The organism is Sinobaca sp. H24 (genome assembly GCF_023845525.1).
Map to the genome: position 1 here is coordinate 329265 of NZ_JALBWT010000001.1, position 12439 is coordinate 341703.

Here is a 12439-nt window from a genome sequence, read left to right on the forward strand (position 1 = left end):
CCTCCATTTATTAGGGTCTGTTACTGTACAGCTTTCTTGACTTCCAGGCAGCGGCCCGGCATAGGGAAAAGCTTGCCCTGGTTTAATAAGTTGCCCGGGTTGAACACTTCCCGAATCCTCGTCTGTGCTTCGATTTCTTCATCCGAAAAGATAAAGCGCATTTCTTCAATCTTTTCAATACCTACTCCATGTTCTCCTGTTATTGATCCGCCTGCATCCGAGCAGGCCTTCAAACATGCCGAACCTGCGTCTACCGCTTTCTGGGTTTCTCCAGGGTTTCTGGAATCGAACAAAATCAGCGGATGAAGATTCCCGTCACCTGCGTGAAAGATGTTGGCAATACGCAGTTCATACTTGCGGCTGATATCATTGATCTGTTCCAGCACCTCCGGCAGACGGCTTCTAGGGATCACTCCATCCTGGACCAGATAATCAGGGGAAATGGCTCCCATAGCTCCAAATCCGGTCTTTCGGTTGGCCCACCATCTGCCGCGCTCCGCATCATCTTCAGCTACCTTGACTTCTTTTACGTTATTGTGGCGGCAGACAGCAAGAATCTCTTCAATCTGTTCGTCAATACCAGCCGCAATTCCGTCTACTTCAATCAACAGCAGTGCTGCAATATCCCGGGGGTGGCCGACAGGGAAAGATCCCTCCTCCACCCCTTCTATCGCAGTTTGGTCCATCATCTCCAACGCCGCCGGCACGATGCCTGCGGAAATAATGTCTGATACTGCCCGGCTGCCATCTTCCACCTGGTCAAAGTAGGCCAGTACCGTCTGCTTCATTTCAGGATTCTTTAAAATACGAACCGTGATTTCCGTGACGACGCCAAGCGTGCCTTCTGATCCGGTAAGAAGACCAAGCAGATCGTAACCGGGAGAGTCCGGCACACCATCTTCCCCTATGGAAATAATGTCTCCGTTGGGCATAACGACTTCCAGGCCGAGAATATGGTTCGTGGTTACGCCGTACTTTAAACAGTGGGCTCCGCCTGCGTTCTCCGCTACGTTTCCGCCGATAGTACATACATACTGACTGGAAGGATCCGGCGCGTAGTAATAGCCTTTACTGGAGATGGAGTTGGTTAAATGAAGATTTACATACCCAGGCTGCACAACTGCTTTTCGATTCTCATAATCCACGCTCAGCAGCCCTTTCATTTTGACAAGGCTGATAATCACTTCCTTATTGAGAGGTGTTGCACCTCCGCTCAGCCCTGTTCCGGCACCGCGCGCCAGAAAAGGCAGGTCGTTCTGTGCGCAGTATTTAACGAGTGCCGCAACTTCCTTTGTGTTTTTAGGAAAGACGACAGCCTTCGGAGAATGCTGGTGAATTGTAAAGCCGTCACAGTTGTAGGAAAGCATGTCGACATCCTCAAACAGCACTTCTTTTTCCCCGACTATCTTAAAGAAGGCTTCGATATGATGATCCTGGTTTGCGCTTACTTTCTTTTTTCTTCTCATTAACTGCATGCCATTTACCCCTTTCCAGAAGTTTGTAACTGCCGTTGTTCTTCTTTTTGTTTTTTATACGCCCAGTCCAGCAGCTGAATAGTGTGGACAATGCGTTCACTTCTGCCGTATTTCTGTACGCCCATAGCCATCTGCAGCATACAGCCCGGATTTCCCATCGAAATCATTTCCAGATCCTCCGGAATATTTTCCATTTTTCGATCGAGGACGGCGTTTGCCATATCAGGATTTGTCAGGTTATACACACCCGCGCTTCCGCAGCATGTATCGGCGTTCGGCATTTCCACAACCTCTACTCCTGGAATATCCCTTAAAATTTGACGGGGCTCTTCTCTTACACCCTGTCCATGGGCAAGGTGACAGGCATCATGGTAGGTAATTTTTGTCTTCATTTCGGTCTGCGGCTTTTCGTATCCTGTATCGTACAGATACTTGGAAATATCCTGAATTTTTTCGGAAAACTCTTCGGCTTTTTCTTTCCAGGCCGGCTCATCTTTAAATAATTCCGGGTATTCCTGCAGGGCGCATCCACATCCTGCTGAATTAATAACAATCGTATCGGAGTCACTGAACGCTTCAATATTCTGCTTAGCCAGTTTGCGTCCGGAATCACGGTCGCCCGCATGCACATGAAGTGCACCGCAGCAGGTCTGGTTTTTCGGTATAACGACTTCGCTTCCATTATGCGTTAATACATCGATGGTAGAATCGTTAACGTCACTGAACATCACATCCATAATACAGCCGGTCATAAATGCTACTCTGCCTTTGACTTCGTCGCCTTTTGCAGGAATAACCGGCATATTCTTATATTTCTCCTGAACGGGATGTCCAACGTTTGGCATAACTGCTTCCATTCCGGAAAGATGATCCGGCATCAGATTCATCGCTCCAGACTTCCGGGTCAGCGACTGAAGGCCGCTGCTCTGATAAAAACGGAGCAGGCCGCCTATTTTATTTAAGCGATTCGTATGCGGGAACAATTTCTCAAGCACCGTGGTGCTGAATGCTTTTTTCCAGCCGGTGAGCGGCTCCGCGCGCCTTATCTGGCCGCGGGCTTCTTCAATCAGCCCGCCTACTTCCACGTCAGCCGGACAAGCGGTAACGCAGGCCCGGCAGTCCAGACAGGTAAAGACGGCATCCGAGAAGGACTGATCCATCTTGATTTCTCCTTCAGCGACGGCATGAATTAAATGTACGCGTCCTCTTGGGGAATGCTGCTCCTGTCCTGTTTCCAAATAGGTCGGACAGGCTTCCAGGCACATGCCGCAGTGAACACAGTCATCCCATTTGGCTGGATCCGGATGGTCTTCTTGAAAATAGTTGCTTAAACTCTTCGTCGAACAGGCCGGCTGCTTCTCCATTGTGTAATCCTTTGCCATACTCATGTTATATCCCTCCGACAAATCGACCCGTATTTAAAATTTTCTCAGGGTCTGCTTGTTTTTTTATACCGCTCAGTAAAAAGAAATAGGATGGCTGATCTCCCCACACACTGATCTCTCGGCGTAAAGCAAGCGGCAGATGGGTAATCAACGCGTACCCGCCTAATTCCTCTGCTTTCGCTCTTATACTCTTAACTGCTGCCGTAACGCTGCTTTCCGGTCCCTCTATATACATCTTTGATACTCCGTGCCCAAGTCCGCCGTGTGCATAAACAGAAGTCCCGTTTTCCTCGTGAAGACGGTCCGTTTCCACCATTAAGTGAAAGACGTCCATGTTTTTACTGCCTGTCTTTATCGAAGCTTTTATATCAGAAGTAGACGACGGGTCCTTAGGTGACAATTCAGTAAAGCGCTTCCAAAAAGAAACAGCTTCGTTCTTTTCCATGACGGTCATGCTCATTTCTGCCGGCTTGTTCTCCGCCAGCCAGTTCTCCTGAAAAGCGACCGCGTTTTCGACGTCTTCAAAGGCTACTGCCAGCGTGTAGCTTTCGATGCCGGCCAATTTATTTGATAATGCAGGATTCATTAGTTCCAGCGAGACAGGCTCAAGTGTAGAATCCAGAAAGCCGACCGTAAACGGGCGGAGCTTTTCCCACTGCTCTTTAGAAAAGGACAGCAGTACAAGTTTTTCCTGTTTCGGAAGCGGGCGAAGCTTCAACGTAATTTCCGAAATCACACCGAGCGTCCCCATCGATCCGACAAACAGCTTGTTCATGTCATATCCGGCTACATTTTTTACTACTTTTCCACCGGTCCGGGTAATTCTTCCATCCGGATAAACGACCCTCATCCCAATAACATGGTCTCTTGCGGAGCCGTACTTCAATCGCTTCGGCCCGCTGCTGTTGCTGGCCACAATTCCTCCAATCGTCGCATATTCCGGCCATTCCGGATCAAGAGAGATCATTTGATTATGACCTGCCAGAAATTCCTGAATGTCTTTCATCACTGTACCGGGCTTCACCGTCACCGTCATATCTCCAGGAACGTGCTCTATCACGCCGGCAAATTTTTCAAGACTAAGCAGGATATCGGTATTGTCTTTCGTACCGCCGAATCCGCGCTTCGTGCCGCCGCCTATTATTGATACACTTTTGCCATGTTCTCCTGCATAGGTTAGAATCCGGGCGATTTCATCTTCCGTTTCGGGATAAACAGTATGATCGCCTCCATTGCCGAGCACATGGGCCTGCTCTGTTTTTGATATACGCTGGGGGACACCACTTCTTCTAGTTCCATATTAAACACTCCTTTCCTTATCTTCCGATAGAATACTTTCCTGCATTTTTTGTTCCACGTACGATAAATGTGCTGCCATCGCCTGACGTGCATTTTCCGGATCTGCTTCCTCAATAAAGCGGGCAATATCAGCGTGCTGGTCAATAATTTTTTGAGAAGAGGCGGGATCAGCTGCTAAATAATGATGAAAATCAATCATCGCTTTTTTAGTTGTCGATGACAGAAATTCCATTAGCTGTACAAGAATCGTATTTCCTGCAGCTTTGGCGATCGATTGATGAAAGGCATAATCGAGCTCCCAACTGTCAGGGCCAAGCGTTGCTTCCATCGCTCTTGCTGCTTCGGCTACGGCGTCTGCCTGCTTGGGTGTACGGTAGCTGGCTGCTTCTTTGACCATCTCTGTTTCCAGCATTTTTCTTACTTGAAACAGCTCCTGAATCGCCTGCTGGTCAGGAAGAAGAATGCCCGAATGAAAAAGCTTTGCTGCATCAAAAGGGGATACAAAGGTGCCTTCTCCTTTTTTTACATAAACAAGTCCTTTTCCTTTTAAAGTCGAAATCGCATCCCGTACAGCGGATCTTCCTGTTTCAAACAGAACACACAGCTCCCGGACCGACGGCAGTTTTTCGTGGGCTTCAAAGGTTCCGGTTTGAATCTGGGTTTCAAGTTCAGCAGCAACGTGCTCCGAAATGTGGACAGCGGGAACTTTTTCCACCTCCATAATCCATCTCCTTTCTCTGTTATCACATATCAGACAACCTGTGTTGAAAAGAAAAGCCGATCCTTATGATGCAGGTACCGGCTTTCTATTAGATCTTTTTTATTTATTATTTTCTTCCGCTTACCAGCGCTTCTTTTACTTCACGGCGTCTTCTGTGCAGAATCGGCTCTGTGTATCCGCTTGGCTGTTCGGTTCCTTTAAAGACAAGGTCACGGGCAGCCTGGAAAGCGACCGATTGATCGGGATCATCACTCATATTTCTGTAGTCCGCATCATCGGCGTTCTGCTCATCTACTACTTTGGCCATGCGGAGCAGCGTTTCTTCAATCTGCTCTCTCGTGCATATGCCCTGATGCAGCCAATTTGTCATATGCTGGCTGGAAATACGGAGCGTTGCTCTATCTTCCATTAAGCCAACGTTGTTGATATCAGGCACTGTCGAGCAGCCGACGCCGTGCTCTACCCAGCGTACGACGTATCCTAGAAGTCCCTGGGCGTTATTATCAAGTTCTTCCTGAATCTCTGTTCTGTTCCAGGCCGCCTGCTTATCAACCGGAATAGTCAGGATATTATCTTTATGATCTTCGTTTCGTCCGGCAAGCTCTTCCTGTACGTCGTGCACATTTACCTCATGGTAGTGAAGAGCATGCAGGGTAGCGGCTGTTGGTGAAGGAACCCATGCCGTGTTCGCACCTGCTTTTAACTGGCCGCTTTTTTGCTCGAGCATTAATGCCATCAGCGAAGGCATCGCCCACATCCCTTTTCCAATCTGGGCTCTTCCTTTGAGGCCTGCGCCCAGTCCTACATCAACGTTTGATTTTTCATAGCTTCCAAGCCAGATGGACGATTTCATTTCGCTTTTGCGGATCATTGGGCCGCATTCCATGGACGTATGAATTTCATCGCCGGTTCTGTCGAGGAAACCTGTATTAATAAATACAACTCTTTCTCTTACTTCTTTAATGCAGTTTTTCAGATTGATGGTCGTGCGGCGTTCTTCGTCCATCACGCCGATCTTCAGCGTATTGCGCTTTAATTCGAGCAGATCTTCAATACGTTCGAATAATTTATTGGCAAATGCTACTTCTTTGGAGCCGTGCATTTTCGGCTTTACGATATATACGGATCCTTCTTTTGAATTGTGCAGTTCGCCGGTACCGAGAACATCATGCTTGGCAGCAAGGCTTGTGATGACACCGTCCATTATTCCTTCCGGTACTTCATTTCCGTTTTCATCCAGAATCGCATCCGTGGTCATAAGATGTCCTACATTTCGCATAAACAGAAGCGCTCTGCCGTGCAGACTCATTTTTCCACCGTCGAGCGACGTGTATTCCCTGTCTGCATTCAGCTTTCTCGTCATCGTTTTGCCGCCTTTGTTAAATTCAGCGGTAAGGGTGCCTTTCATCAAACCTAAAATATTGCTGTATACGTTCGTTTTGTCTTCTGCATCTACAGCAGCTACCGAGTCTTCGCAGTCAATAATAGTCGTCGTCGCTGATTCGAGCACAACATCTTTCACGCCGGCTCCATCGGTTTTGCCGATTGGATGGCTGCGGTCGATTTGGATATCTGCATGCAGGTTATTATGCTTGAGCAGAATCGAAGTCGGTTCTTCTGCAGAACCCTGGTATCCCTGGAGCTGGTCTTCGCTTTCAAGCTTAACGGTATCTCCGTTTTCCAGCTTCACGTGCAGACTTCTGCCTGAAATGCTGTACTGCACAGCATCTGCATGAGAGGCACCTTTCAACGGCACGGTTTTATCGAGAAAGGACTTCGCGTACTCTACTACTTTGGACCCGCGCTTTGGATTATAGTCCGAGCCCGCTTCAGCTCCGTCTTCATCGCTGATTACGTCCGTGCCGTATAGAGCATCGTACAGGCTTCCCCAGCGCGCGTTTGCTGCGTTTGCCGCATATCGTTTATTGTCAGCCGGTACGACTAACTGCGGCCCTGCCTGGCTGGTGATCTCTTCATCCACATTGCTTGTGCTGATCTTAAAATCATCCGCTTCCGGCTCTAAGTAGCCGATTGACTCAAGAAATGATTTGTACCTTCCAAAATCCCCCTGGCCGTTTTCTTTGTGCCAGTGATCAATTTTTCCTGAAGCTCCACTCTTGTTTCCAACAGCTTTTTGTTTTCCGGAATGAGATCATGAAGCAGTTCATCAAAACCTTTCCAAAATGTGTCCTGATTCAGTCCGCTTTCGGGAAGTGCCTCGTTGTTAACAAATTCATATAGTTCGGAAGCCACCTGAAGCCGTCCGATTTTCTGGTAATTCTGCATATATACATTCCTCCTTAAGGAATTTATTCAATAATAGATTTTATTTTCTGATTATATCCATTGTATATGAAAGCGCTATTTTGTAAAAATACTTATCTGGAATACGTGTTATGCCTTTTGGCTATAGAAAAGAAATGGATACACGTTATAATAGAAAGAAAGCGATTTCTAAAAGGAGAAAACATCATGGATATTCAACATTTGAAATATTTTTCGGAAGTGGCCAGACAGCTGAATTTCACAAAAGCATCTGCTGCCCTTCACATCTCCCAGCCTTCTCTCAGTAAAGCGATTAAGCACATTGAAGAAGAAATCGGCGTGCCTTTATTCTATCGCTATTCCAAAAAACTTGAATTAACCGATGCTGGAAAGGCCGTGCTCGTGAACGCCAAAAGGGTATTGGAAGCCTTTGACAATATGAACGAAGAACTAAGCGATATTATTGAATTAAAAAAAGGCGAAATCCGTATTGGAATTCCGCCTATTATAGGTGCTGCTTTTTTTTCGCAGCTCGTCAGCCGTTATAAAGAAGCGCATCCGTCCATTGACCTTCTCCTGACAGAGGTCGGCACGAAGTCCATTAAACAGGGGGTCGATGAAGGTACCCTTGATATTGGTTTGATCTGCAATCTTCCAGTTGAACAGAAAAGCTTCGAAATGGAAAAACTGCTGAAAGATCCTTTAATGCTGATTGTTCCTGCCGGCCACAAACTGGAGGGGCGTGCTTCTGTTGCTGTAGAAGAACTGGCAGAGGAACGATTTATTTTATACCGAAACGATTTCTCTTTATATGACAGGATTATTGAAGAATGTGAACAGCACAGCTTTTCGCCGAATATAGTCTGTGAAAGCTCACAGAAGGATTTCATGGTCGACATGGTCGAAGCAACACTCGGGGTAGCGCTTCTGCCAAGCCGAATCTGCCGGGACATTCATCAGAAGCAGATTACCGCCATTCCTCTTCATGATTCCAATTTGCACCTTGAACTCGGGATGATCTGGAAAAAAGACAAGTATCTGGCCTTCGCTGTCCGGGAATTTATATCCATGTCCCAGGCCCACCTGGTTCACTCGACCTGATCGGACATCCAGCTCTGCATTATATCCACTGTCCGGCTCGTCTGCTCTGCTGAGGAAATAGAGGCTTCTCCGTCACCCTTCTGCGGACCGTAGCTGCCAAATCCGGCGTGATTTCCGCCTGCCAGGCTTTCAGACTCCGTGCTGTCCGGCAGATAAGCCGCCGCTTCCTGATAATTTCCCTCATTAAGTACGCCGTCCTCTTCAGCGGTGATGTTTAAAGCAGGCAGGCCGGACTGATCAAGACGGCCGCCTTCATCCGGATAAGAGGCCAGGAAAAAGACTCCCTGTACCGCTGCTTGATTTTCGGCTGCATACCTTGACGCCATGGATCCGCCTAACGAATGGCCGCCAATGACAAATTCTTTCTCCGGATTTTCCTCCAGAACCCCCTCTGCCCGGTTTGGAGCAATCACGGCCAGATTAAAAGGCATTTTTATAATGTATGTTGTGAAGCCTTCTTCCGACAGTCCCTGAGCCAACGGCGCATAAGCCTGCTCCTCCACAAGGCCTCCCGGATAAAAAATAACCGAAGGACCCTGTTCCTGCTCTGCCTGAAAAACAATCCAGTTATCCTCTTCCACCGCACCGCTTTCTGCCATGCTTTTCTCCGCTGCAGCATCCGGCGGGTAGGGCCGCAGGTAGACAACCAGGACCACGGCTGCGGCTGCAAGTATAACAGCAGCTGCAATAAGCAGCCGCTTTCGTGAAAACAGCTTTCTACTCATCCTACTGCCTTCTTTTCTGTTGTTTTTTATTTGTTTTTTTATCCCTCTGTTTAAACCATCGGACCGCATAGTCCACGCTGTCTTTCATTTTAAAAAGCCGGATATGGGCAGAGCCGATTTTGCCAAACCCTACGTCCTCTTCTTTTTCAAAATCCGCTCCTAATTCCACAAATAACTCTTCCCTGAATTCAATATCCTCCCGGTCTTTCCAAATGGTTTCGCCATGTTCAATGACCGGATGGCTCGTTTTTATTTTGTCCTGGTAGGCAATCCGGTATTCTGCCAGATGAAAGCTTGTATTGCTGTCAAATTCAACTCCGAGCAGAAGTACGTAAGCGCCTGCCTCATATAATTTTCCGAGCGGACTGCCATTTCCAAGAGCAAAATCATAAGGATGATCTTCCATTAGAACATCTTTATTTTTACCCCACGCAGCAAAAGAAACGGCCGGATGGATGCTCCTTGTAACACTTTCAAAGGTACGGAAGGTTTCAGGTATTGTTCCCATCCCGGATGAAGGAGAATAAGCCGGATGATATCCCGGCATATCCGATTTCAGACGCGCGTGCCATTCTTCCGGCACAGGAGGATCATTCCATTCATACGGATCAGACAGCATCGGGGTCTGGGTCGGCATCACAATAGTACCCTCTTCCGTTACTGTATCCATTAGTGCCAGTATGACGTTCACCGCACCTCCGCTTACCCATCCAATGGAAGAAAGCGAAGAATGGACGATCAGCGTCATCCCTTCTTCTATTCCGATAGAGCGCATATCTTCTATAAGAGACTCTCTCGTTTGGAGCTTTTTTTGTGTATCTATCTTTTCAGTCATTGTGAACCTCCGGTGGTTGTGGTATTTTTAATGCTGTGTGTCTTTTATTTTACCGTGAGAAAGACAAGAAAGTATAGATATTAACAAAATGGAGGTTCTTTTTATGATTTATCAATTAAAACTGCAAATAAAGCAGAGCAAGCCTCCTGTCTGGAGACGTGTTCAGCTTGACAGCCAAACGCCCCTTGCCGATGTTCATTCTGTAATAGCGACCAGCTTTCTACTCGAAGAGAAAGCTTCTTATACTTTTTCTATAGAAAATACACCACTTGACCACGAAGCTTCCCTGGCTTCTGTTTTAAAAGAAGAAAAAGACCAGGCGCTTTACGAGTCAGACGCAGACAGTGCCGCCGGCTATGTGGTTCTGCTCGAAAAAATCGTGGAAGCAGACCCGAAAAAAACATACCCGCTCTGCATTAAAGTAACGAAGCCCCTAGAACAGCACGACGGGGAATTCAATGAAACAAAAGAAAAACACCGCTTAAATGAAGCATTTGCCTCCTTAAAGAAAACATCCGGACAAGAGACCGCTTCCGAAAGCAGCAAAAGTATTTCTGTACCAGGCATCCCCGTCTCAGAACAGGCTACTGCATCTGAGTGGAAGCATTTATTTGAGCAAGCGAAAGCATTTCACGACCTTGCCCCTTGGGAACGGATTGAAGACCAGGAGATATTCATTGTCCGGGACGAACGGACAGATGAAACAGCCTATTGCAGTATCCTAAAAGGAAATAACAGCGTGCACGGCATTGCCGTCTATCATGGAGAAGAAGGAAAAGATGCACTTTACAGCCTTCTTCACGGGAAAAACTACCAGGCACTGCACCAGAAGTGCATCATCTTAACTTTTGACAGTCAGGAAGACCTGGAAACAGAGGACGCCCGCATTATTAAAGAAGCCGGATCTTCTTTTGGTGACGGACAGGAATGGCCCGTTATCCGCAGTATGCTGCCTGGATACTATCCGTGGTTTTTAACTTCTTCAGAAACTATATTCATGGCGAAAGTGCTCGAACAGGCCGCTGTTATAGATGAGCATGTTCGACATGATGAGAATTTCCTCGAAGAAACGTCTAAAAAACAGCGCCGCGCCCGTCTTTTTACTGAGGGGAAATGGATTGACACCGAGCTTCCTTTTACGTCATCAGACGAGCCGCTCCGCTACACCGGCGGACTGAAGGTCGATCAGTGGACGATGACCCGCCTGCAGAAAGAACCGCAGATCAAAACAAAACTTGCGCTTGGCGTCTTTACACTTCCTAATGCTCTACAAAGTGAAGAAGAAGAGCGCCCGCTGCTTGTTGAAAGCTCTATCTGGTTTAACGCAGATAACGAAAAAATGTTTGACCATAAAGAATTCCCATTTTTAAAAAGAGCGGCATACCTGCAGAACAAACTGGTAAACATCATTTTCAACCATTTAAAAGGCCGTCCTTCCCAGATTCTAGCCGCCGATCCGGAAATCTGTGACATCCTTATGCCTGTTGCCAAACAAATTGGAGTCGAAGTATATTTAACATCCAAACTCCCTCCAATGGAGAAATTAATGAAACAGATGAGCCAATCCAAATAACAAAAAAACAAGGCAGATTTTTATAATCTGAGCCTTGTTTTTTATACATTTAAATTGTCAAATTAAGTTAGACAATATATCAGTCCCCATGTACCTCATGAATACTTCCAACGGTGTATGGTAATCTAACGATTTTCTTGGAATATGATTTCGTTTGGAAGCTACAGCGGATATATAGGATGGACCTACCTGTTGAAAGTCCATTTGTTTAGGCAGTCCATTCCTTCGAAGCAAACCGTTCGAATGTTCGTTTAACCCACGCTGAGAAGGCGTTCCCGGATCTGCAAAATAGATGGAGATGTCATGCTTATTACTGATCGACCGCCAGTTGTTCGAAAACTCTTTCCCACAATCAAACGTGATTGATTTGAAAAGGTGCTTTGGAAAGCGGCTGCACCATTGGTGCAGCGTCGTTTCAATATCACCAGCTGTGCGGCCTTCCGGCTGAAGCGTAATAATGACTTTTGACAGACGCTCTACCAGCGTAATAATCGCACTTTTGTGGTGACGGCCTACAATCGTATCACCTTCTAGGTGGCCAAACTCCTGTGAAAAGATCGGATAATCGCGTTCCCTTTCGGAAAGGGTTCGTCGAAACGCCTGTTTCCCCCGGCGTTCCTGATGCCCATTAGGTTTTCGTTTCCCTTTCATCGGCAGCGCGCTTCGGTCCAACACCCTGCGCTCGAACATACGGTACAGCGTGCGCCTAGAACAGGGAAGCGGATGTTCTTGTCGTCCAGCGATAACGTCAGGGGTCCAACCGTCTCCTACTTTTTCGATGATGTAGATGCGATCGGTTTCGGATAAGACCGTTGGTCTTCGGCCGCAGCGCTGTTTATTAGCCTGATACCGCTGCATATAATCCAGAGCGTTATGGCCTTCCCGCAAATACGACACCACGTTGTGGATGGTTTGACGGGCCCGATTCAGCTGTTTGGCGATCCTGGAAACCGGTAGTTCATTCTGCATATACACTTCTATGAGAACGACTTCATTCGTGCTAAGATGGGTGTAGGTCATTCGTGATCACTCCTATGATTTCTTTGGTCGGAAATTCATA

The 12439-nt window shown here is 47.1% G+C and carries 9 protein-coding genes and 1 pseudogene; 2 read left to right on the forward strand and 8 right to left on the reverse strand.

Annotation, left to right across the window (positions count from 1 at the left end; all coding sequences use genetic code 11):
• Positions 1-20: 20 nt before the first annotated feature.
• The 5 genes and pseudogenes from MMY81_RS01875 to MMY81_RS01895 form a co-directional block, all read right to left on the reverse strand.
• Positions 21-1475: an FAD-linked oxidase C-terminal domain-containing protein gene (locus tag MMY81_RS01875; protein WP_374561058.1), complete on the reverse strand. Its 1455-nt coding sequence runs from the start codon at positions 1473-1475 to the stop codon at positions 21-23.
• 5 nt (positions 1476-1480) lie between these two features.
• Entirely contained in the window at positions 1481-2863 is a 1383-nt protein-coding gene (locus tag MMY81_RS01880) for a (Fe-S)-binding protein (protein ID WP_252311404.1), read from the reverse strand.
• 1 nt (position 2864) lies between these two features.
• A complete protein-coding gene (locus MMY81_RS01885) occupies positions 2865-4103 on the reverse strand; it encodes an FAD-binding oxidoreductase (RefSeq protein WP_252311405.1) in 1239 nt (412 codons plus the stop codon).
• Positions 4104-4160: 57 nt separating this feature from the next.
• On the reverse strand, positions 4161-4880 hold the full coding sequence (locus MMY81_RS01890) for a FadR/GntR family transcriptional regulator (protein WP_252311406.1): 720 nt from the start codon (positions 4878-4880) through the stop codon (positions 4161-4163).
• Between the two features lie 106 nt (positions 4881-4986).
• Positions 4987-7166, reverse strand: a pseudogene (locus MMY81_RS01895) (malate synthase G).
• Between the two features lie 186 nt (positions 7167-7352).
• On the opposite strand from MMY81_RS01895, the gene MMY81_RS01900 reads away from it, so the two are divergent.
• Complete coding sequence (locus MMY81_RS01900) at positions 7353-8246, forward strand: LysR family transcriptional regulator (RefSeq protein WP_252311407.1); 894 nt, start codon at positions 7353-7355, stop codon at positions 8244-8246.
• Here MMY81_RS01900 and MMY81_RS01905 read toward each other — a convergent pair.
• Both MMY81_RS01905 and MMY81_RS01910 read right to left on the reverse strand, forming a co-directional pair.
• Positions 8234-8971, reverse strand: coding sequence for an alpha/beta hydrolase (locus MMY81_RS01905; protein ID WP_252311408.1), 738 nt, complete (start codon positions 8969-8971; stop codon positions 8234-8236). The genes MMY81_RS01900 and MMY81_RS01905 overlap by 13 nt on opposite strands.
• 1 nt (position 8972) lies before the next feature.
• Positions 8973-9806, reverse strand: a complete 834-nt coding sequence (locus MMY81_RS01910; protein ID WP_252311409.1) for an AAC(3) family N-acetyltransferase — start codon at positions 9804-9806, stop codon at positions 8973-8975.
• A gap of 103 nt (positions 9807-9909) precedes the next feature.
• On the opposite strand from MMY81_RS01910, the gene MMY81_RS01915 reads away from it, so the two are divergent.
• Positions 9910-11379: a DUF7309 domain-containing protein gene (locus tag MMY81_RS01915; RefSeq protein ID WP_252311410.1), complete on the forward strand. Its 1470-nt coding sequence runs from the start codon at positions 9910-9912 to the stop codon at positions 11377-11379.
• Positions 11380-11436: 57 nt separating this feature from the next.
• Here the strand turns inward: MMY81_RS01915 and MMY81_RS01920 are convergent, their stop codons facing one another.
• Positions 11437-12399 (reverse strand): IS30 family transposase, encoded by a 963-nt coding sequence (locus tag MMY81_RS01920; protein ID WP_252311411.1) that lies wholly within the window; start codon positions 12397-12399, stop codon positions 11437-11439.
• Positions 12400-12439 lie beyond the last annotated feature (40 nt).